Source organism: Microbulbifer hainanensis, assembly GCF_014904735.1.
GTDB classification, from domain to species: domain Bacteria; phylum Pseudomonadota; class Gammaproteobacteria; order Pseudomonadales; family Cellvibrionaceae; genus Microbulbifer; species Microbulbifer hainanensis.
Genome location: NZ_JACZCR010000031.1, coordinates 90,349 through 110,664 on the forward strand (window position 1 = coordinate 90,349; position 20,316 = coordinate 110,664).

The following is a 20,316-nucleotide window of genomic DNA, read 5'->3' on the forward strand; positions in this document are numbered from 1 at the left end:
AAGACATTGAACTGACTCTCCTCAACTCCATCTGCAGTAATTTCCGCTCAATTTACCAACTTACGAGAGTCGTTATTGTTAGTCCTGCTGTCCAGTGCGTTCGATGGTTGCTTTGAGGCGGTCTGCTCGCTTGAACAGATCCATTCCAGAATCTATCTGTCCCAGGCGCACTAGCCCCCGCGCATGCTCAAAGTCACTGTAGAAGATCGCCAGGTTGCCCCAGGGGGCGTAATAGGTGATATCGCCCGCTGAGGGGCTGTAGCCGCTGGGGGCGTCTTCGGTGGACAGGCGGCCGGGCAGGTCGCTGATCTTTTCGATCCCGTGAAAGTCCTCCAAATCCAGGGTCAATGGTAGTAATGCGATAAAGTCCCGGGACGTTGCACTGTCTTCGAGAGAAGCCGTGACCGTCTTGCCGTCGATTGTGATCTGGATTTTTGTCAATGTGGCGATCTTGCGTGCGGAGTTGATTTTACTGAAGGGTGGGGTGCTGGCATTACCGGACAGGTTGCACAGGGCAGGTCCGGCAATGGCCAGCATTGCACTCAATAATGCCGGGGGCGGGAGGCGTGCTCCCTTTCCCGGTACTCCCAGCAGCTGATTCGCCCGGGCAGCCCGGACTATGCCTTAATCGAGGTACTGTTCATCCGTGACGGGCTCTAGCCATTCAACGTTTTTTCCATCCAGTGCTTCCTGAACGGCAATATGGCTCATACCTGTGCTGCTGGTGGCCCCGTGCCAGTGCTTGTGGCCGGGCGGGCACCAGATGCTGTCTCCGGCGTTGACCTCGACGCGGGGTTCGCCCTCGCATTGTGTCCAACCTTTCCCCGAAGTCACGATCAGCAGCTGGCCGAGGGGGTGGGTATGCCAGTTGGTGCGAGCGCCCGGCTCGAAAGTGACGAGTGCGGACGTAATTCGTGAGGGCTCCTGAGCCTCCAGGTGAATCGGGTCGATGCGGACATCGCCGGTAAACCAATCAGCCGGACCCTTGATGGAGTCCTGTGAGCCGTTTTTACGTAAGATCATTCCAACCTCCTTGGTGTTGGCTTTCGTTTCTGCAGCGGCGGATGGGACTGCTGTCAGCGCGCCAGCGAGGAGACAGACCGCGGCAAAGCCGATGACCGGGGTCTTTATCTGGCTGCGTGCAAAAACAGATGTGTTGTGAACCATACTCCCTCTCCATTGACATTGAGGTGCAGGTGATCAGAGCCTGAAATCCCGGGGGAAGGTCCCCGGGATTCAGCGGGCTTCCCCAATCAGATCGGTTGGGCCGTCGGACGGAACAGGATTTCGTTCACGTCCACGTTTTCCGGCTCATTGATCGCAAATGCCACCATGCGCGCAAAGCTATCGGCGGGAATGGCGATCTGGGCGACGAAATCCTTTGTCTGCGCCTGGATCTCCTTATCACTGATATGCTCGAGCAGTTCCGTTGCCACTGCCCCGGGGGAGATGATGGTGGTGCGGATATTGTAGGGCTTGACCTCCTGGCGGAGCCCCTCGGAAAGCGTCCGCACGGCGTGCTTGGTTGCGCAGTAGACGGTGGCGTCCGGCCCGAGCTTATGTCCGTAGACGGATGACACGTTGATGATATGTCCGGACTTTTGCTTCGCCATATGTGGCAGCGCGGCGGCGATGCCGTACAGTGTGCCCTTGAGATTCACATCGATCATCTGGTCCCACTCGTCGGTTTTGAGCTGCTCGAGTGGGGCCAGGGGCATAACGCCGGCGTTATTGATCAGGACGTCGACCTTGCCGAAAGTCTCCACCGTTGTGTCGAGCAGCTTTTTGACCTGCTCTTTATCGGCGACATCGGTCACAATCGCTTTCGCCTGGTGTCCGGCAGATACCAGTTCTTTTTCCAGCGCTTCGATGCGGTCCTGGCGGCGTGCCGCGAGGACAACGGTTGCGCCGCGCTCCGCAAGGTGGCGTGCAGCGGCTTCGCCGTTGCCACTGCTGGCGCCGGTAATCACAATTACTTTGCCTTTTACGTTATCCATCATGGAAGCCTCCTCATGACATGGGTTTCGGAATTGCATGGCTGTTCAGTTGGTTCGGGCAAGACCAGTAGCGGTTTTGCCTGGGCTGCCGGGCAGGAACGGTCGTTGTCGCCAGCGACCTTTCCGGCGTCGGGTTCCTGCCGCCGAGGGATCGATCTGACCGGTTGGCTCGAGATGCCTCCGGTCGTTGTCCCGCTGGCTTTGGGTCCGCCGGTAGGGGCTGTCCGGCCCTCCTGCTGTGGAAGCTATTCTCCCGCGCCATCCCGCCAGGTCGTTAGAGCGATACGCTTGCCTTTTTGCCTGATCCTATGGTGGCCCATCGTCTTTGCTGGTGGGTGCGTTTGGTCCTGAGTTATAGTGCATCCTGAAGAGGTAGGGACCTTTTATGGTGAAAGCTTTCGATTACAGCGCACAGATTCGCCCATTTCAGCGGGAAATGGCGCAAATAATCGCTGATTGGGCGCCAAGCACCGGGGACTGGGCGACGCCGATCCCGGACCTGCTGTTCTTCCGGCGCGACAGGCCGACGGAACCGGACTTTTGCCTGATTGAACCGAGCATTGTGCTGGTAGTGCAGGGCACCAAACAGATGCTGATCGGGGGTGAGGCGTATCCCTACGATACGACCAACTTCCTGATTACCTCCCTTGACCTGCCGGGCAGCACCCAGGTACTGGATGCCAGCCCGGAGCAGCCCTGCCTGGGGCTGGTCATGAAACTCGATATCCGGATGCTGGCGGAGTTGATTGCGCAGGGCGGTTTGCCGCGCCTCAGTGAACGGCCGGAAGGAACCAGTGCCGGACTGGGTGACATGACGCCCGCGATCATGGAGCCTTTACGGCGCTTGCTGAAATTGCTCGGGGAGCCCGATGCCATTCATGTCCTCGCGCCACTGATCCAGCGGGAAATTCACTATCGATTGTTGTTGAGCGACCAGTCCGCCCTGTTGCGTCAAATCGCCTCAGTAGACAGCCAGGGGTATCGCATTGCGAAGGCAATCGATTGGCTGAAGGAGAATTACACTTCGCCCTTGCGGATCGAAAGCCTGGCCGCCTTGGTACAGATGAGCGCACCGACTTTCCACCATCATTTTCGCCAGCTCACGGCCATGAGCCCGCTGCAGTACCAGAAGTGGTTGCGGCTGAGCGAGGCGAAAAGGCTGATGCTCAACGAACACCTGGATGCTTCCACGGCCTCGTACAGGGTGGGATACGAAAGCCCATCACAATTCAGTCGGGAGTACAGCCGCCTGTTCGGCGCGCCACCAAAGCGCGATATTGAAAAGTTGCGCGCGGGGACGAAGGCCGGGAGCGGTTAACGGAAAGTACCAATAGGAATTGGCTCTCTGGAAGCGGGTAGGGGGCACCTGCTATGAAATCGTGATCTCCAGCCCCAGTTCATATCCCTCGGCCAACTTTAGGCTTCGCCGGGATGAAAAATCCATTGGAGTGTATTCATTGGATGGGAGTCCATGCGGATACTCGGGCAGCAAGCCCATCGCCTGGTAGGCTTCTGCAACCAATTCGGAGCAGAACAGGCTCGACAGGTCCTCGCCGCTACTGGCGCCGCCTATGCCATCATAGGCGGCTTTGAGGAGTTCGATCTCGCTCCTTTCGTAGGGGCGCCTGGAAAGCTGCTTGCGACACTCCGCAAGCTTGTTCTGCATCTTTTGGCCAATGACTTTGTTGAGCTGCCTGACCTTGATCTCCCCCTCGTAGGTAACAACCCGCTGGCTGAGTGGCACCAGTTGTACGCCTTTTGTTGCGGCGAGGGTTTCGATATCGGGAATGTTGTTCAGTTTGGTGGACTCCCAGAGAAGCACGGCGTTATCGAATTCTTTCAGGCGCAACACCATACCGACATGAGACCACTTGCCGCCGGAGAATAACTTGATGATATTGGAGATCGCGCTTTTCCCTGAAAAGATCACAATGTCGCCTGTCTTCAGGGTTTCCCGTAATGAGTTGTAACTTGGCATAAAAACCTTCCCTTGCTATTAGTTGGTCCGGATTGCCAACGGGTAGCCTTTCCTTTTTCAACCGCTGCTGATGCCATTCTGAATTTGTCGAGGCAAAGATCTGTAGAATGTTAGCACTGCAAAGATTGCCTGCCTTAATTTGCTATTAATTGAAATTTTTCGTGTTGCCGGGGTTGCTAATGTGCGGCAATCATTGGGAGCGGTGCTTCTGTTCGGAAGTGTTTTTATCTCTGGTTGCCAGGGAGGTCGGCACCATAAAGGTCGAAAACTGGTATGGGAACTTTGTGGCGGCGGTTACATGGTGCGCAGGATAAATGCCAGATCAAATTTACTTTCTCAGAAATGAATAAGGCCAGATCAACTTTTGGCATCGAAATCCTGTAGCGCGTAGCGAAAACGGGCGTTCGCGCAAGAGTGCTCATTATTATTTGCAGCGGCTTTTCCCGTCGGCCTTTTAAAAAATGCTAAATAAATGTGGTCAGATCAGTCTTTTGACACCTATTTGATTGTCCGATTTCGACTGGCTATTCCCGATTTTGAATGATCCTAAAGTTACTGAAGCGGGCTGGTAGCTAGGTCTTCTCGGATCTCGATACCTGTTAGCCCGTGCTCTCTTACTAGATCCTTGAAGCGCTGGTCACAGTAGAGTGAGCGGAATAGGTCAAAGTCTGTTTTGAACACCGGTGCATCGGCAATATCGGCTGGATCGAAGTCCAGGCTGATAAGGCCTTCTTGAAGTCCATCAACAAGCTTCTTTTGGCTTTTTGAGTCGTCGGCGGGTTTGGTGGTGCGGCAATTGAATATTCGGTATTCCTCGCCTTCACTGGGTGCGCTTAGAAACTCGCCATAGGGAGCTAGTAATGGTTTCAGAACACTAAATGCCTTCTCGTTTAATACCAGATGGCAGCCACCTCCCCAGGTCGTGAGGTCAGGGCGAATGCTGACAACGACTTCGCCATCTGGCGGTTCAAAGCGTGCTTCAAAATTGTCCCATTTGTCCGCTATGGATGCATCGGTTTCGGTAAACTTGCTGAAAGTTTTCCGCCCCAATGTCTTTAGCATCTTTTCATAATCAAGCTCGAACCAACCATAGGTGTCGAGATCGGGTTTTATTCTGTAGTAAGTCATAGTCCTAAACGCTTTCTACTCTTTTGAGTCAGGGTGCCAATCAGATCTAGGTCATCGAGTCCATTGAGGAGTCTTGTGCGCATTCTGTTCAGGGCCATTCTTGCTGTGCTTTCATTGTGGGCGGCTCTTACGCTGTTGTTTGCCCACATTTCATATTTTTTGGTATGAAGTGGGCCGTGTGGTAGTGCACGCCTCAACGAGCGTATGAAATGGGGTACATGTTGTATTTCGGCCGGTAACCATACGCCGTTGGCGGGATCATTGATTCCAACATTGCAATCGTGCAACTTAAGCCGTGCAGCGATCTGCTGCATAGACCGCCAGCCTTTACCTGGAATAATATGATGAGCTTGGCAATTATCCGCTGGCTTTACGTCCCCCTCACTCTCCATAAACTGGACCAGCTGGCCGGTAGGGTGGTGCTCTTCATCGTAAATCCATTCATTATCTTCAAGGCGCGCGCCTTCGCGATACTTATGTAATCCTTCCTGGACTTGTGCCTGAGTGAGTAAATCGCGTCTCCGGCTGTCAAGAAATTCCCGCCGCTGCGCCAGCTTTTCGTCATTGGCGAAGCGCTCCTCATCAGTGGCACAGGCTTTGGCTTTATCCTGGTGGTATTGTTCGACTTGGCGCTGGTACTCCAAAATTCCCGCCTCTAGAGCCGTCATTTCGTGAGCCAACGGGGTTACACGAACACCATGATCGTATTCCATCCATGAATCTCCCTTTCTGGACAGTGATGATGGTAAACGAACTGAAGATATTTTTCAGGGAAAGGGGTGGGTACGATCGTACTTTTTGGGTATTTTTTCTTGCTCAAAAATTAAAAAAAACCACGAAGTAGAAACTATGCAATAAATGGGCTCAGATCAACGTTATGACATCGAAATCCTGTAGCGCGTAGCGAAAACAGGGGCTCGCACAAGAGTCCTGATTCTTATTTACAGTGTCTTTTCCCGCCGGTCTTTTACCCAATGCTCAATATCCTGTTGAGCTGCATATCCAATCTGTAATCACCTGATCCAGGGACTGGTACGTCCGTATGCGCGCGTTTTGTGCGCTGCTTCTCAGGGGACGTACGGTCACTTTTTTGCGGTTTACAGTGTTTTATTTTCGTGACTAGAATCCGCTCGCCAGCCATTTTTTGGTTTTCGATGGCTGCGGTGTCAAAACAATGCATTTTTAAAATAATAAAATTTTTTCCAATAAAAACAGCGACAACACGCCAAATCATCATCAATCGCCGGCAAATAGCCGTGTGTCCAAAGTATCGTATTGCCGTAGTCTGCTTCTGGATTGGCCGGCCTGCTTCAAAGGAATGCTGTTCCCCCTTTAAGTGATCGTTGACGTGTTGCCAAATCAAGTTCACAGAGAGAATGAGGTTCGGCGCATGATGAAGAGACTTACTCCCGTTTATCTCGGGATAATTTCCCTATTTCTTCTGCAGTTACCCGTGGCCGCCCACGCAGCCAATTTACCTGCTGACAAGTACACACTGACACTGGCCCACAGCGGCAAATGCGTCAATGTGCCCGGCGGCAGTACATCCAATAACGTCCAGCTGGAACAGAGTAATTGCTCGGGTTCGGCCGTGCAGGATTTCGATATCAGCCCGGTGGGTGACGGCTATTACAAAATCATCAATCTAAACAGCGGCAAAGCCATGCGCGTGCAGGGCGGCTCCCAGTCGGACGGCGCGGCGGTGGTCCAGTACAGCTGGTACGACTACGGCTCCCAGCACTTCCTGCCACAGAGGAACGGCAGCGGCTATATCCTACGCAACCGGAACTCGGGCAAGTGCGTTGAGCTCTCGGGCGCATCGCAGGGGGAGGGGAGCGTGCTGGTGCAGATGGCCTGTAGCGGCTCACCCCAGCAGACTTTTGCTATCGACCCGACCATCGACGGCGAGCGCACCCTGGCGCCCGGCCGATATACGGCCAGGGCAGTGCACTCAGGGCTTTGCCTCGACGTGCCTTCGTCCAGCACTGCCAACAGCAAGCAGCTGCAGCAGTGGAGCTGCAATGCCACCGCCGCACAGCAGTTCGATTTCGTCTACGCGGGCTCGGGCCAGTACGAGATTATCAACGTCAACAGCGGCAAGTGCGTCGACATCTACTGGAGCCAAACCGGCAATGGCACCCCTGTCCAGCAGTACAGCTGCAACCAGGGTAGCAACCAGCGCTTCCTCGTTGAGGGTACCGGTGACGGGGAGTTTTTTATAAAAACCGCCCTGTCGGGCAACAAGCCGATCGACGTCTCTGATGTCTCTCTGGACGACGGGGCCAAAATCCACCTCTGGGATGAGCATGGCGGTGACAACCAGAAGTGGACGCTCGAGCCGGTAGTCTACGAGGCCGCGGTGCAGGACGGTATCTACAACATTGTTGCTACCCACAGCGGCAAGTGCCTGGACGTGCCGGGATCGAGCACCTCCACGGGCACCCAGCTCCAGCAGTACTCCTGTAACGGCACCAGTGCGCAGACGTTCGAGCTGGTCCACCAGGCCGACGGCTACTACCAGATCCGCAACACCAGCAGTGACCTGTCGCTGTCGGTGCGGGACTTTGCCGACGCCGCCGGTACGGCAATCGAGCAGGGCGAGGGCTTCGGCAGCGACAACCAGTTGTTCCGCTTCGTGCCCTACGGCTCCGGTTATGTAATACGGCCGAAATCCAGCTACCAGTGCCTGGATGTGAACGACAGCCCGTTCAGTTCCGGCTACCAGGAGTTGATGCAGTACACCTGTAATTACGACAACAACCAGGTCTTTGCGCTGCAGGCTTTATCAACCTCCGCCAGTTACGCTGCCGCCCCGGCCGCAAACAATGACACGATTGTCCTGCTGCACGGCTTTACCGGTTGGGGCCGCGATGAATTGTTCGGCTTAAAGTACTGGGGTGGTGGCTGGACGGGCAAGAGGGACCTGCAGGAGTATTTGAAATCCCAGGGGCATAACACTGTCACCCTGGCAGTGGGGCCGCTCAGTTCCAACTGGGACCGCGCCGTGGAGGCCTACTACCAGCTTAAGGGCGGCTGTGTGAACTACGGTGCAACCCATGCCGCGACCCATGGGCACGCGCAATTTGGCCGCTGTTTCGCGGGGCTGCTGCCCGACTGGGATGCGGCCCACAAGATTCACATCATTGCCCACAGCCAGGGCGGCCAGACAGCCCGGGTGCTGCTCAAGCTGTTGCGGGATGGTTCTCCGGAAGAGCACTACGAGGCCGGCACCGTGTTCGAGGGCGGCAGGAACTGGGTGCACAGTATCACCACCGTTTCCACGCCCCACAACGGCACCACGCTGACCGAGTTTTTCAACCCGCTGGATATTACCGAGCAACTGGTAACCTCCATCTACCGGGCGGCGGGCCTGGTCAGTGGCGAGAACGTGATCTACGACCTGAAGCTCGACCAGTGGGCGCTGAAGCGCCAATCCGGGGAAAGCTGGGATGACTATTTCCACCGCGTCAAGGACGACCGCCTGTGGGCCGAATCGACGGATACCTCACTGTACGACCTGAGCGTGGAGGGTGCGCCGTATATCTACGGCGGTGCCATTACCTACCCGGACGTCTATTACTTCACGTATTCAACCCAGTCCACCTTCAAAGGATTGTTTACGCAAAAACAGTATCCCAGTGCTTCCACCTTCCTGCCGTTTATGCCGCAGTCGCTGTTCATGGGGCAGTACAAGAACAGCAACCTGGGTGTGGATGCCGGCTGGTTCGCCAACGACAGCGTGGTGAACACCAACAGTATGATGGCTCCCACGGGCGCGCCCTACCAGGAGTACAACGGATTGCCGGTGCCCGGTGTGTGGCAGTACATGGGCAACAAGTCCGGCTGGGACCATGTGGATGTCATTGGACTGTTTACCCTGAAGGATATCAACCCGATGTACCTGAACCAGGCGGAGATCCTGGAATCCCTGGATTGACCGGCCCCTCCCTGGTCGGGGAGGGAATGGGAAAGAGGTCCCCGTAAGCGGCGGGGGCCGCGCCAAGGTCAGCCTTATGTCGGGCTGGCCTTTTTTATTGCCGATCCTGGCAGGTTCAACACTCCGGCTCGCCCGTTCGCAGCGCTCCGCCCACGGCAACCTTTGGTTAATACGGGCTCGCCTGCCTTGTTGGAAGGCTATTGCGATTTATTGACAATCGTTTTCAGTGTCTCCCGTCTCATTCGCCCGGTATCACCCTGTAGCGGCACCTGTCCGCTACCGCGAGAAACGAAGACCATGTCTGTCACCTCGATATCGGGTGGCCTTCATTTACAGTGACCCCGGGCCTACGGGTACGATACCGCTTGGATTTAGCGCCGTGATTGAATAATACCCGGCCTTGATATGATCCAGATTCACTACCTCGGCAATGCCTTCAATCGCCAGGATTCTGCGCATGTAGTCATAAAGGTGAGGCATTTCCCTGAGCGTATTGCGATTGCATTTAAAAATGCCGTGATAGGCAGCATCGAAACGCACCAGAGTAACAAACAAACGGATATCCGTTTCAGTCAACAGGTCACCAAAGAGGTAGTCGCGCCCATCTGCAAGGCGGGACTCCATCGCATCGAGTGCTGTGAAAACCTTTGAATATGCCTCTTCATAGGCCAATTGTGTGGTGGCAAAACCGGCCTGATAAACGCCATTATTCAAGTCGCTATACAGATACGTGTTCAATTCGTCTATTTCGCTGGCCAGCTCTTGCGGGTACAGATCCGGCCCCGGGCGCCCGAGGTGGGAAAAGGCACTGTTCAACATGCGCAGTATGTCGGCAGACTCATTGTTAACAATCGTTTTGCTGTGCTTGTCCCACAAAACCGGTACGGTCGCTCTACCGGTAAAGCCGGGGTCGGCGCTGGTGTATATTTCATGCATATAGCGTGCGCCCGTAAGCGCATCTTCATCGCTGCCGGGGTAACCACCGAATTGCCAACCCTGTTCCGCTAGGCGAGGGTTGACTACGGAAACACTGATAACATCGCTCAACCCTTTAAGCTGTCGGGCCATTAGGGCGCGGCTTGCCCAGGGGCAAATGTAGGCCACATACAGGTGGTAGCGACCTTTTTCCGCTTTAAAACCACCCTTTCCTGTGATGCCCGGTGAACCATCGGGAGTGATCCAGTTGCGAAATGAAGAGGTTTGCCGAATAAAACGTCCCTGTTCGTCTTTGTTCTGGACGGGTTGCCAGCTTTCCTTCCAAACTCCATTAACTAACATGGTAATTACCTCATTGCTCCTTCCCGCCCCCAGATAGCTCTGAGGGCAGGGTGCATTCTTTTTACAATTTAAGCTCTGGCGCCTGCGGTTGTTACACCCTGGGGTTGCTGCTTGTCGATAACGCTTCCAAGCAGTTGTTTATCCAGGGAAAGGGCACCGCCACCTTGAATCGCCAGAGCAACGGTTGCGGCAAATAATGCCAGCGCATATTCATAACCGTTGTTGCTCAGGAACAAACCGTGACTAAAGTGAACGCCGAAAATAGCCACGAGCATGGTGAACGCACTTACCGCGGCGGCAGGGCGTGTAAGCAGGCCTAGTACCAGTGCCAGCCCGCCAAAGAACTCCGCGCTGCCCGCCAGGAGCGCCATCAAATAGCCGGGTTCGAGGCCGATGCTGGACATCCACTGACCCGTGCCCTCAAGTCCATAGCCTCCGAACCAGCCAAACAGCTTTTGCGCACCGTGAGCGGCCAAGGTAATACCTACCGGTACTCGAAGTACCAACGCTGCCAATCCAGCATTCGAGTTCATTACTGCTTTCAATGTTTTCTTGCTCATCCGTTTTATCTCCAATCAGTTGCTGCGGGATAACCCTTAAACTGCCTTAATCAGGCTCAAATACACCTTAATAGCAACGTAAAACCCTATAAATAGCCTTTCTGTTGGAGGATTATCAACATATCATTGATAGTGAATGTGTGATCTTACGGGAGGCCGGGATGGACCGCATTGATGCCATGAAAGCCTTCGTTGCCGTTGCCAACGAAGGTGGCTTCACCAGAGCTGCAGATAAACTGAATATATCTAACCAACTGGTCAGCAAATACGTATCGCAGCTGGAAGAGCACCTGGGAGTACGTTTGTTGAATCGCACTACGCGCAGGGTTCACCTGACCGAAGAGGGGGCACAATGCCTCCAATATGCGCAGCAGATTCTGGAGAGTATTCAAGACATGGAGGGCCAGCTGGGTTATCTCCAAAGTGAGGCGCAGGGACTCTTGCACATCAGCGCGCCAGTCTCGTTTTCCACACTCCACCTGGCACCTTTAATCAGTGACTTTCTGCAAGCACACCCAGCGGTTCGGGTAGATCTCGAGCTGAATGATCGTAAAGTAGATGTTGTCGAAGAGAATTATGATGTCGCGCTGCGCATCGGCCGCTTGCAAAGTTCTTCACTTATTGCAAAACACATTGCACCCATAAGGTTGGTGGCTTGTGCTGCTCCGAAGTATCTGGAGCAACACGGTACTCCCCAAACCCCTGAGGATTTATCGCCGGACCACTACTTGGGCTACAGCTACATGGAGTACGACAAACACAAGTCACCCTTAATGGAAGCGCTCAAAGCCAGTAGTCGCAGCCAGAAGACAAGTTTTATGTGTAATAACGGCGAGGTGTTGGCTAAGGCTGCAATTGCGGGCGACGGATTTGCTTTGCAGCCAACGTTTATGGTCGGGGAGGCGATTAAACAGGGTAAGTTGAAAGTGATTTTGCCAGAATACGAACCTGAACCCATGGCGCTTTATGCCGTGTATCCACACCGGAAATTACTGGCGACCAAGCTGCGTTCGTTTATTGATTTCATGGAAAGCTATTTTGGCAGTCCACCCTATTGGGATGAATTTGACCAGGTGAAATAGCACAGCTATCTGATTCACTCGCGGCAAATGCGTGGTGCAGCTGCTGATCAAACCCCTTTTTTCGATGCCGGGTCTCGCTCCAGCATCTGCCCCCTCAGCGGCGCCAGAGCGTGGGGCACATGACATTCCGTCGCCCCGGCATCCTGGGTATTAAGGGCTCAATTTAATAAATTTACACTTTTTTACGTTCGTCCTGCCGACTCGTCGCGGGAGGGTGCCGGGCTGTGCAATATTTGTTCGTTGTGAATTGGCGAGGTGGGTTCTCAGTCGAAACCGCGCGACGCGTGCGGCGTCTGGCTCCGATACCGCACAGTTGCCTTTACCTTGCCCTGACGTCGTTTGGGCTGAAGTCGACTCGTGAGCTGGTACTAGTCATGAGTGCGTACGGTTTCACATTTGCAAAATCATACGTTTTGCATACATTGGTGCCCACTAGCCGCTGGCGCCAAAAAGCAGACCAATGAGTCACAGCGGCAAAATACAACAATGATTAGGCAGTACCCAGCATGACGACACAAGTCCAACCCTATTCGCAAACGCGATCGTTTACCACCGTCACCCTCATTGAGCTCTGGGAGCGCTTCGGCTATTACGGCATGCAGGCGCTGATCGTTTACTTCATGGTGCAGCGCCTCGGCTTTGACGACAGCCGCGCAAACCTGGTCTGGTCCGCCGCCGCGGCCCTGATCTACGTGGCCCCCGCCATCGGCGGCTGGGTGGGCGACAAGGTGCTCGGCACCAAGCGCACCATGTTCATCGGCGCCGGCATCCTGTCCCTCGGCTATATGCTGATGGCAGTGCCGACAGAAAACGCTACCTTCCTGTTTGCCGCACTGGGTGTGGTCGTGGTCGGTAACGGTATGTTCAAGCCGAACGCCGGCAACCTGGTCCGCAAGATTTACGAGGGCGATGATTCAAAAATCGACAGCGCCTTCACCATCTATTACATGGCGGTCAACGTGGGGTCTACCTTCTCCATGCTGTTGACCCCGTGGATCAAGGACTACGTCAATCAGTCCTGGGGGCACGAGCTGGGATGGCACGCGGCCTTTGGTGTATGTGCTGTGGGCCTGGTGGTTGGTCTCGCAAACTACCTGCTGATGCGCGTAACCCTGTCCCATTACGGTTCCGAGCCCGATGAGCAGCCGGTGGACAAGAAGAAGCTGATGGCGGTGCTGGGCTGCTCCCTGCTGGCCATTATCGGTTCCACCATCGTGCTGGAATACCAGTCGGTAGCGCGCCTGTTCGTGTATGTGGCCGGCTTCGTAGTGCTGGGTATTTTTGTACACCTGATTCGCAGCAGTGTGGAAAGTGAGCGCGCCGGCCTGATCGCCGCGCTGGTGCTGACCCTGCAGACCGTATTCTTCTTTATCTTCTACCAGCAGATGTCCACCTCACTGGCGCTGTTCGCGCTGCGCAATGTGGACTGGAACTTCCAGGTGTTTGGCGCCCATCTGTGGACCTGGTCTCCGGCGCAGTTCCAGGCGCTGAACCCCATCTGGATCATGCTGCTGAGCCCGGTACTGGCATGGCTATATAGCTGGGCGGGCCGTCGCAACAAGGATATTTCCATTGCGGCAAAATTTGCCCTGGGCTTCTCCGTGGTGGCGCTGGGCTTCTTCACCTACGGCATTGCCGGCCAGTTTGCCGTCGACGGCAAGACTTCCTCCTGGGTAATGATCGTCGGTTACGGCTTCTACTCCCTGGGTGAATTACTGGTGAGTGGTCTCGGCCTGGCAATGATCGCCCGCTACGTGCCGGCGCGTATGGGCGGCTTTATGATGGGCGCCTACTTTGTGGCAGTGGGTATTTCCCAGTACCTGGGCGGCGTGGTGGCCAACATGGCCAGCATTCCGAAGGGCATCACCGATCCGCTGGAATCCCTGCCGATTTACACCGACCTGTTCAACAAGCTGGGCGTGGCCGGCTTGGTGGCCACAGCTATCGCACTGGCAGCACTTCCGCTGATGCGCAAGCTGACGACGAAGCATCACGAGCACAACGGTGCTGCTGTAGAGCTGGCACCCGCTGAAGCGGCGTCTTAAGCGGACGGATAGCTGAATCAAGCCAGACTGCCCGCAGCCTGCGGCGGACAGTCAGCTAGGCGAAGAGGGGAGCTTCTATTGAAGCTCCCTTTTTTATTTTTCGGTCTTAATTTCAAAGGCGGGAAGGGCAGGCAGAGGGATGTGCTTTGCTGAAGGAGTATCCGCTTAGCGATCAGCTCCGTCAGGCGAGAAAGTCCGTATCAGCTCATACACCCCCGGTTCGAACTGCGCTACCGCCAGGGCTTTACATTTTCAGTGCGTGAGTGATCCCCAGCAGGATGGCGGCCATTGCGGGTATCCAGAATAGAGGCGACTGGAGGAGTGGTAATTGCCGGGACTTGCCAAGATTCCGTTTTTCGGACGTCCACCAAAACAGAAATACGCAGGTTACGCCAAATACAACAGTCATCGATGTCAGTGTCAATTTTGCGATAAACGCCAGGTTTTCAGTGTTCTCACCGCCAAAGTGGGCTGCGGTCAGTCGACCGAGACCCACAGCCACTGGAATGAGCGCAAAGGGAATTGCACGTTTGAAAATGTTTCTTTTCATCTTGGCGCCTCTCGTTTGATTTATCAGTAAGTGGCACTTGTTGTGGCTAATGGTGCTTCAGGCTTGCGCCCGTTGAGCGCTGCGCACTAAATAGAAATAGCACGCCAACAGCAGTAGAAGATGCGGCAGTGTTGCAGCCAGTAGATGTATAGATAGGCCGGGCGCCAGCAGGGAAAAGTAAAGCCTCAGCAGGATCAGCGGCGCCAATAGCAGGGTGTAAAAAACAGCATCGGGTTCCCGGGTGAGAAACTTGCTGCCATAGGCCAGGAGTAGAAATGCAGCAGAGAGTGGCAGACCGAGTGTTGCCAGGTCTATCAGCGCCAACGCCAGTAAGCCGGATATCTCGCTTACCGGTTCCGCTAGTTCCGCCGGTATAGCGACGGCGGTAGCTACCCCGATCAGGTAGATTGAACACAACGCAAATCCAGCGCCGAGCAGTAGGCCTAATAGCCGATTCGCTAGCTTTCCCAATACGTGACTCCCTGTAAGGCTGATATTGTCTTCTTAATTACCTCTAAATTTGACCTCTAAAGCGCTACTGCAATTTTCCCCAAAATATTTGCTTTGCTATTTCTGCACCTGGTAAGTGGGCGTGCCCAGGGGGCAGGGGCTTGTGTCCAACAATACTACCGGATATCTCAGCGACGAGTGAAATGGCAATACTGAGCGGCTGAGTAAAACTATGACGCTCGGGCTTTACTCTGTGCGGATAAGTTTCGTCAGTGAGACAGCGATGCAGGTTTACAGAGGTTGCAGTTCTGGTTGATGGCGGAAGGTGCGGAAGGATTTAGAACGGTTAGGGGGCAGGGCGCTTTTGAACCTGCCGGCTCGTGATGCTTGCTCTTAACTCGCTGGCGCGGGTTGATCGAGCAGGGGCAGTTTTATCCACCCTCGAAAGGCGTTGTTTGTATGGCGCGCTCGGGAGGATTCGAACCTCCGACCGCCTGGTTCGTAGCCAGGTACTCTATCCAGCTGAGCTACGAGCGCGTCGAGGTGGCGAACTGTAGTGAATTGTCGTGCCACGGTCAATAGTCGTTTCTAAAAAATACTTTGAAAATCATTGAGTTAGTTGACTGGCCCGGGCGCCGATTGCCGGTGTTTCCGGCGGATCTTCATTCGAGTAAACGCGCGGAGGCTGGCACGCGCGCTGCCTCTGGCGGCTAATCCATTATCCAGCTTGACCAACTCATAACCAGGTGGTTATGCTTTAATTGATAACCAGATAGTTATGGATTTCAGATGCCGGACACCCGTGATGTGCTTTTCAAGACTCTTGCCGACCCGACACGACGAGCGCTGTTTGAGCAGTTGTGCCAGCAGGGAGAGCAGACCGTTGGGGCGCTGACGGAGCAGGCGGGCGTGTCGCAGCCGGCGGTTTCCAAGCATCTCGGTGTGTTAAAGCGGGCCGGATTGGTATTTGATCGCCACGAGGGGCGCCAGACGCACTATAGCGCACAGCCCGCTGCACTGACGCCGCTACTCGACTGGACCAGTGAAATGAAGGCCTTCTGGGAGCAGCGATTCGACGCGCTGGAGGATCTGCTGAAGAGAATGGATCAGTAAAAGAAACAGGGATGGACAAATGAACGAAATTTCAACCGAAGCATCGCGCGAAACACGCTCCGTTGTGGTCGAACGCGAGTTGCCCCATCCACCCGAAAAGCTGTGGCGCGCGCTGACGGTGCCGCATCTGGTGGAAGAGTGGTTGATGAAAAACGATTTTCAGCCGGTCCAGGGGCATCGCTTTAATCTCCGCGCGGACTGGGGCGGTGTGTTGGACTGCGAAGTCCTGGTCGTCCAGCCGCACAGAACGCTTTCCTACACCTGGAATTTCCCAAATGAGGATGCGGCCTTCAACGTGCAGAGTGTGGTGACTTTCACACTGACGCCAACCGCGGACGGTACGCACCTGCGTATGGAGCAGGTCGGCTTCCGGCCGGAGCAGAAGCAGGCGTACGGTGGCGCCAAACAGGGCTGGAGAAACTTCTTTACGGCCCTGGAAACAGTATTGGCGAGCATGGATTGAAATCCTGGGTGCGCCCAAGGGTACTGTGCGAATAGATCTTGGGTCCGCGAAGCGTTCAGTTTCCGACAGCTGGATTGATAAGCAATTTAAACCGACGTTTATTTAAGGAAGAAAGCGATGAATATTTTTTTGTGGGTTCTGCAAATTCTACTGGCGCTTCATACGGCCATGGGTGCGGTGTGGAAATTTTCCAATGCCGAGCAAACTGTGCCGTCCCTGAACGCAATTCCCCACAGTGCCTGGCTGGCAATGGGGGTGTTGGAGCTGTTTTTAAGCCTGTGTCTGGTTGTGCCACTGCTCTACAAACCGCTGGGTTACCTGGTTCCAATTGCAGCGGTTGTAATCGCGCTGGAAATGCTGCTCTTTTGCGTGCTGCACCTGTCTTCCGGGGCAGCGAGCTACAGCTCTGTCATTTACTGGCTTGTCGTGGCGGCTATCTGTGCGTTTATTGCGTATGGCAGGCTGATACTGAATCCCATTGCCCCGGGACTGGCAAGCTGATCGCAGTCTTTCTGCGCCGGCAGCGCTGTCTGGATTCGCGAGACTAGCTGCCGGCGTTCCGGGAGTTATACATGGGCACTTGCAAGGTTAATGGCCGATCGATGCCAGAAACTCCGCAATTTTTCCGTTCACCCATTCCGGCTTTTCCTGCCCCAGCCAGTGCCCCGCCTCGATCACTTCATTGATGCGTAAATCGCTGCACTGCGTGTGCATGTCCAGGCCGATGCCCTGGGCATAGAGATTGGTCCAGTCTTTACTGCCGGTCAGGTACATGGCTGGAACGGTGATGGTGTTGTCCGTTTGCGCGGCGGTGCGCTGCCAGGTGCGTGCAAAGTTGCGGTACCAGTTCAGTGGTGGCTCGAAGCCATGGCGCTGGTAGCGGCTGATGATGTAATCGAGGAAATCCCGCGGCATGTATTCCGGGGGCTCGTCTGGCAGGGTGATCCGCTCCAGCAGTCCGCGGTCATCCGCTTCTTGCCCCAGCAGTTCGAAGCGGCCAGTGAGAATGCCCTCGAGTGAGCGGGTTTTGTCGCGGTTCAGGGCCTCGTGGGCGGCGGCGTTCTGGAAATCGATGATGTAAAAGTAGTTGTCGCCCATCTGCCGTTTCAGCGCGCTCAGGGTATCGGTCTGGCCGCGGCCGAACCAGGGCACGCTCAGTCCGCCGACGCCCTTGATACGCTCCGGGTGAAGCCAGGCGGTGTGCCAGGCAACGATACAGCCCCAATCGTGGCCGATGATCACGCCTTGCTCCTGGTCATAGGCATCCAGCAGGCCGATTACATCGGCTGCCAGCTCCACCGTGTCGTAGGCGGCGATATCTTCCGGCGCATCGCTGTCGCCGTAGCCGCGCATTTCCGGCGCAACAACCTTGTAGCCCCTGTCGACCAGGAACTTGATCTGCGGCCCCCAGCTGGCCCAGCACTCGGGAAAACCGTGTAGCAGGAACACCAGCGGGCCTGCGCCGGCCTCGGCCACATTTAGGTGGATACCATTGGTCGCGACGGTGCGGAACTGGATTCCGTACTGTTCCAGTCCGTAGGGCAATTTGTGGCTCATCGCTGCTCCTGCTTCGTTGTTGTGTCCTGGTGCTTTGGCTCAGAGTAATGGTTTGCACCGATCTGCAACAGTGTGTCTCGGCGAAAAAATCGCGGTGCCGCGCGCCCCGGGTTCCCTCGCTAGGAGCAGCAGGTGGGAGTGAGGCGGCTGTAAATCCGGCGCCAAAACCACCCCGTGGGGAGTCCTGACCCCGCCTAACATTCGACAAGCTCGCCCAGGCTGCAGCGAAATATTCTTCACCTGGTTCGGCGGAGCTGGCTTGAAGGTGAATAATATTCGTAATAATGTTGACTTTGCCTAATTTAAATCCGTAAAGGTCGCCTAATGTTAAACTCAGTTTCGTCGCTGGATCGTACCGATATTGCCATTCTGCGGGTCCTTCAGGCCGAGGGGCGGATTAGTAATGTGGAACTGTCGGATCGCGTGCACCTGTCGCCTCCGGCCACGCTGGCCCGGGTCAGGCGGCTGGAGGAAGAGGGGTATATCAGCGGCTATGCCGCGATGCTCAATCGGGAAAAGCTGGGCCACGACAACCTGGCCCTGATCGAGATTGCGCTGGAGCTGCACCAGCACGAACGCATCGCCGAGGTACTGGATCGCCTGGTGGCCATGCCGGAAGTCCTTGAGTGCTATCACGTTACCGGTGAGTACGACTACATGATCAAGGTCTCCACCGTGAACAACCGGGCACTCGACCGCTTCATCGCTACACGGCTCATACCTTTACCGGGCATTGCCCGGATCCATACCAGCATCGTGTTGAAGGCGCTCAAGCAGACGACACAACTGGAATTGCCGGAACCCTAGACGGGTCGCATCTGTGTGGCCCGCCGATTTATAACGATAAAAGAGGCACACATGTGGGAATCTAAGAACATAGAAACCAATACCATCCACGGTGGTAAGAAGTCCCAGGGCGAGCACGGACCCTTGTCAACGCCGATTTACCAGACGTCGACCTTTGTCTTCGAGGATGTGCAGCAGGGCGCGGATCGTTTCGCCGGCGAAGCCCAGGGGCATATCTACTCCAGGCTGGGCAACCCCACCGTCGATGAGCTGGAAGCCCGCATGGCAGTGCTGGAAGAAACCGAAAGCGCAGCCGCTTTCGGTTCCGGGATGGGTGCGGTATCCGCGGCAATTTTTGCTTTACTGAAGGCCGGTGATCACCTGATCACTTCCCATCGTCTCTACGGCTGCACCTTCGCGCTATTCAATCATCAGCTGCCGGCACTGGGCATTCAGGTCAGCTTCGTGGATCTCGCCGATGCGCAGGCGGTACGTGCCGCCATCCAGCCGAATACCAAAGTGATTTACGGTGAGACGCCGATCAACCCCTGCCTGACGGTTATCAACCTGGATAGCATCGCCGCGATCGGGCAGGAGCACGGTATTATCACCGTCATTGACAACACTTTTATGTCGCCGATCCTGCAGCGCCCGGCAACCCATGGCATCGACCTGGTGTTGCACTCTGCAACCAAGTACCTGAACGGACACGGCGATGTGGTGGCCGGTATCCTGTGTGGCCCCAGTGCGCTGATCGATCATATCAAGATGACTACGCGCAAGGACATGGGTGCGGTGATGAGCCCCCACGACGCATGGTTGGTCATTCGCGGCCTGAAAACATTGCATCTGCGCGTGCAGCGACACAGCGAAAATGCGCAGCTGGTGGCCGAACACCTGCAGGACCACAGTGCCATCGAAAAGGTCTATTACCCGGGTCTCCCGGATCACCCCGGATACCGCTTGCTCAGCACGCAGATGCACGGCGCCGGTGGCGTGATGGCATTTGAGCTGAAGTGCAGCTTCGAGCAGGCCGTGGCGTTTATCAATCAGCTAAAGATGTGCAAACGTGCGGTCAGCCTCGGCGATGCGGAGACCCTGATCCAGCACCCGGCATCCATGACACACTCCACCTACGCGCCCGAGGAACTGGCGGAAGCGGGGATTTCCCGCACGCTGATCCGGCTTGCGGTGGGCCTGGAGAATGCCGAAGACATTATGGCGGATCTGGATCAGGCCCTTGCCAGTATCCTCTGATCACCTGTCGGTTAACGTCCGAGAATAATAATATCGCCATCGCAAAACCGCGTCCGGGCAGGTGTGAGCAGGGGTTCATTGTTGCCCGGCCGTCGACTGCGATCCGGCTTTTCCCATAAAAACTGAACCGGAAAT

At 55.5% G+C, this 20,316-nt stretch carries 20 protein-coding genes and 1 tRNA gene; 9 read left to right on the top strand and 12 right to left on the bottom strand.

Annotated elements, in window-relative coordinates; all coding sequences use genetic code 11:
* Positions 1 to 78 precede the first annotated feature (78 nt).
* From IG168_RS12480 to IG168_RS12490, 3 genes are all read right to left on the bottom strand, one after another.
* Positions 79 to 537, bottom strand: coding sequence for a cyclophilin-like fold protein (locus IG168_RS12480; protein ID WP_193164733.1), 459 nt, complete (start codon positions 535 to 537; stop codon positions 79 to 81).
* 87 nt (positions 538 to 624) lie between these two features.
* Positions 625 to 1,023: a (R)-mandelonitrile lyase gene (locus tag IG168_RS12485; protein ID WP_193164734.1), complete on the bottom strand. Its 399-nt coding sequence runs from the start codon at positions 1,021 to 1,023 to the stop codon at positions 625 to 627.
* A gap of 230 nt (positions 1,024 to 1,253) precedes the next feature.
* Complete coding sequence (locus IG168_RS12490) at positions 1,254 to 2,000, bottom strand: SDR family oxidoreductase (protein ID WP_193164735.1); 747 nt, start codon at positions 1,998 to 2,000, stop codon at positions 1,254 to 1,256.
* 382 nt (positions 2,001 to 2,382) lie between these two features.
* On the opposite strand from IG168_RS12490, the gene IG168_RS12495 reads away from it, so the two are divergent.
* A complete protein-coding gene (locus tag IG168_RS12495) occupies positions 2,383 to 3,315 on the top strand; it encodes an AraC family transcriptional regulator (protein ID WP_193164736.1) in 933 nt (310 codons plus the stop codon).
* A 51-nt stretch (positions 3,316 to 3,366) separates the two neighbouring features.
* Here IG168_RS12495 and IG168_RS12500 read toward each other — a convergent pair whose 3' ends face one another.
* From IG168_RS12500 to IG168_RS12510, 3 genes are all read right to left on the bottom strand, one after another.
* Positions 3,367 to 3,975, bottom strand: coding sequence for a YiiX/YebB-like N1pC/P60 family cysteine hydrolase (locus IG168_RS12500; protein ID WP_193164737.1), 609 nt, complete (start codon positions 3,973 to 3,975; stop codon positions 3,367 to 3,369).
* Positions 3,976 to 4,527: 552 nt separating this feature from the next.
* Positions 4,528 to 5,103, bottom strand: coding sequence for a hypothetical protein (locus IG168_RS12505; RefSeq protein WP_193164738.1), 576 nt, complete (start codon positions 5,101 to 5,103; stop codon positions 4,528 to 4,530).
* Positions 5,100 to 5,816, bottom strand: coding sequence for an AHH domain-containing protein (locus IG168_RS12510; RefSeq protein ID WP_193164739.1), 717 nt, complete (start codon positions 5,814 to 5,816; stop codon positions 5,100 to 5,102). The genes IG168_RS12505 and IG168_RS12510 overlap by 4 nt, the downstream gene beginning before the upstream one ends.
* Before the next feature lie 740 nt (positions 5,817 to 6,556).
* On the opposite strand from IG168_RS12510, the gene IG168_RS12515 reads away from it, so the two are divergent.
* A complete protein-coding gene (locus tag IG168_RS12515) occupies positions 6,557 to 9,040 on the top strand; it encodes a lipase-like domain-containing protein (RefSeq protein WP_193164740.1) in 2,484 nt (827 codons plus the stop codon).
* Positions 9,041 to 9,370: 330 nt separating this feature from the next.
* Here IG168_RS12515 and IG168_RS12520 read toward each other — a convergent pair whose 3' ends face one another.
* Both IG168_RS12520 and IG168_RS12525 read right to left on the bottom strand, forming a co-directional pair.
* Positions 9,371 to 10,318 carry a glutathione S-transferase family protein gene (locus IG168_RS12520; RefSeq protein WP_193164741.1) on the bottom strand — a complete coding sequence of 316 codons (948 nt, stop codon included), beginning with the start codon at positions 10,316 to 10,318 and terminating at the stop codon, positions 9,371 to 9,373.
* Between the two features lie 68 nt (positions 10,319 to 10,386).
* A complete protein-coding gene (locus IG168_RS12525) occupies positions 10,387 to 10,878 on the bottom strand; it encodes a DoxX family protein (RefSeq protein WP_193164742.1) in 492 nt (163 codons plus the stop codon).
* Between the two features lie 161 nt (positions 10,879 to 11,039).
* On the opposite strand from IG168_RS12525, the gene IG168_RS12530 reads away from it, so the two are divergent.
* Complete coding sequence (locus IG168_RS12530) at positions 11,040 to 11,960, top strand: LysR family transcriptional regulator (RefSeq protein ID WP_193164743.1); 921 nt, start codon at positions 11,040 to 11,042, stop codon at positions 11,958 to 11,960.
* A 506-nt stretch (positions 11,961 to 12,466) separates the two neighbouring features.
* Complete coding sequence (locus tag IG168_RS12535) at positions 12,467 to 14,005, top strand: peptide MFS transporter (RefSeq protein WP_193164744.1); 1,539 nt, start codon at positions 12,467 to 12,469, stop codon at positions 14,003 to 14,005.
* A gap of 244 nt (positions 14,006 to 14,249) precedes the next feature.
* Here the strand turns inward: IG168_RS12535 and IG168_RS12540 are convergent, their stop codons facing one another.
* The 3 genes from IG168_RS12540 to IG168_RS12550 all read right to left on the bottom strand — a co-directional run bounded on the left by IG168_RS12540 (position 14,250) and on the right by IG168_RS12550 (position 15,542).
* Entirely contained in the window at positions 14,250 to 14,555 is a 306-nt protein-coding gene (locus IG168_RS12540; protein WP_193164745.1) for a hypothetical protein, read from the bottom strand.
* A gap of 57 nt (positions 14,556 to 14,612) precedes the next feature.
* Positions 14,613 to 14,972, bottom strand: coding sequence for a hypothetical protein (locus IG168_RS12545; RefSeq protein WP_193164746.1), 360 nt, complete (start codon positions 14,970 to 14,972; stop codon positions 14,613 to 14,615).
* 493 nt (positions 14,973 to 15,465) lie between these two features.
* Positions 15,466 to 15,542 (bottom strand) — tRNA-Arg (locus tag IG168_RS12550).
* A 252-nt stretch (positions 15,543 to 15,794) separates the two neighbouring features.
* On the opposite strand from IG168_RS12550, the gene IG168_RS12555 reads away from it, so the two are divergent.
* The 3 genes from IG168_RS12555 to IG168_RS12565 all read left to right on the top strand — a co-directional run bounded on the left by IG168_RS12555 (position 15,795) and on the right by IG168_RS12565 (position 17,082).
* Positions 15,795 to 16,118 (top strand): ArsR/SmtB family transcription factor, encoded by a 324-nt coding sequence (locus IG168_RS12555; protein WP_193164747.1) that lies wholly within the window; start codon positions 15,795 to 15,797, stop codon positions 16,116 to 16,118.
* A 19-nt stretch (positions 16,119 to 16,137) separates the two neighbouring features.
* Positions 16,138 to 16,581 carry an SRPBCC family protein gene (locus tag IG168_RS12560; protein WP_193164748.1) on the top strand — a complete coding sequence of 148 codons (444 nt, stop codon included), beginning with the start codon at positions 16,138 to 16,140 and terminating at the stop codon, positions 16,579 to 16,581.
* A 117-nt stretch (positions 16,582 to 16,698) separates the two neighbouring features.
* Positions 16,699 to 17,082, top strand: coding sequence for a DoxX family protein (locus tag IG168_RS12565; RefSeq protein WP_193164749.1), 384 nt, complete (start codon positions 16,699 to 16,701; stop codon positions 17,080 to 17,082).
* 87 nt (positions 17,083 to 17,169) lie between these two features.
* On the opposite strand, the gene IG168_RS12570 is transcribed toward IG168_RS12565, so the two are convergent.
* Positions 17,170 to 18,138: an alpha/beta fold hydrolase gene (locus IG168_RS12570; RefSeq protein ID WP_193164750.1), complete on the bottom strand. Its 969-nt coding sequence runs from the start codon at positions 18,136 to 18,138 to the stop codon at positions 17,170 to 17,172.
* Positions 18,139 to 18,462: 324 nt separating this feature from the next.
* Between IG168_RS12570 and IG168_RS12575 the strand changes: the two genes are divergently transcribed.
* Both IG168_RS12575 and megL read left to right on the top strand, forming a co-directional pair.
* Positions 18,463 to 18,945, top strand: a complete 483-nt coding sequence (locus IG168_RS12575; protein WP_193164751.1) for an Lrp/AsnC family transcriptional regulator — start codon at positions 18,463 to 18,465, stop codon at positions 18,943 to 18,945.
* 51 nt (positions 18,946 to 18,996) lie between these two features.
* Positions 18,997 to 20,181, top strand: coding sequence for a methionine gamma-lyase (gene megL / locus IG168_RS12580; RefSeq protein WP_193164752.1), 1,185 nt, complete (start codon positions 18,997 to 18,999; stop codon positions 20,179 to 20,181).
* The last annotated feature ends 135 nt before the right edge of the window (positions 20,182 to 20,316 follow it).

Bases quoted from the DNA above. Each gene is read 5' to 3' on its own strand.
- IG168_RS12540 (WP_193164745.1), bottom strand. From the start codon at position 14,555: ATGAAAAGAAACATTTTCAAACGTGCAATTCCCTTTGCGCTCATTCCA.
- IG168_RS12510 (WP_193164739.1), bottom strand. From the start codon at position 5,816: ATGGAATACGATCATGGTGTTCGTGTAACCCCGTTGGCTCACGAAATG.
- IG168_RS12555 (WP_193164747.1), top strand. From the start codon at position 15,795: ATGCCGGACACCCGTGATGTGCTTTTCAAGACTCTTGCCGACCCGACA.
- IG168_RS12535 (WP_193164744.1), top strand. From the start codon at position 12,467: ATGACGACACAAGTCCAACCCTATTCGCAAACGCGATCGTTTACCACC.
- IG168_RS12520 (WP_193164741.1), bottom strand. From the start codon at position 10,318: ATGTTAGTTAATGGAGTTTGGAAGGAAAGCTGGCAACCCGTCCAGAAC.
- IG168_RS12525 (WP_193164742.1), bottom strand. From the start codon at position 10,878: ATGAGCAAGAAAACATTGAAAGCAGTAATGAACTCGAATGCTGGATTG.
- IG168_RS12495 (WP_193164736.1), top strand. From the start codon at position 2,383: ATGGTGAAAGCTTTCGATTACAGCGCACAGATTCGCCCATTTCAGCGG.
- IG168_RS12575 (WP_193164751.1), top strand. From the start codon at position 18,463: ATGTTAAACTCAGTTTCGTCGCTGGATCGTACCGATATTGCCATTCTG.
- IG168_RS12505 (WP_193164738.1), bottom strand. From the start codon at position 5,103: ATGACTTACTACAGAATAAAACCCGATCTCGACACCTATGGTTGGTTC.
- IG168_RS12500 (WP_193164737.1), bottom strand. From the start codon at position 3,975: ATGCCAAGTTACAACTCATTACGGGAAACCCTGAAGACAGGCGACATT.
- IG168_RS12570 (WP_193164750.1), bottom strand. From the start codon at position 18,138: ATGAGCCACAAATTGCCCTACGGACTGGAACAGTACGGAATCCAGTTC.
- IG168_RS12480 (WP_193164733.1), bottom strand. From the start codon at position 537: ATGCTGGCCATTGCCGGACCTGCCCTGTGCAACCTGTCCGGTAATGCC.
- IG168_RS12530 (WP_193164743.1), top strand. From the start codon at position 11,040: ATGGACCGCATTGATGCCATGAAAGCCTTCGTTGCCGTTGCCAACGAA.
- IG168_RS12565 (WP_193164749.1), top strand. From the start codon at position 16,699: ATGAATATTTTTTTGTGGGTTCTGCAAATTCTACTGGCGCTTCATACG.
- IG168_RS12490 (WP_193164735.1), bottom strand. From the start codon at position 2,000: ATGATGGATAACGTAAAAGGCAAAGTAATTGTGATTACCGGCGCCAGC.
- IG168_RS12485 (WP_193164734.1), bottom strand. From the start codon at position 1,023: ATGATCTTACGTAAAAACGGCTCACAGGACTCCATCAAGGGTCCGGCT.
- megL (WP_193164752.1), top strand. From the start codon at position 18,997: ATGTGGGAATCTAAGAACATAGAAACCAATACCATCCACGGTGGTAAG.
- IG168_RS12560 (WP_193164748.1), top strand. From the start codon at position 16,138: ATGAACGAAATTTCAACCGAAGCATCGCGCGAAACACGCTCCGTTGTG.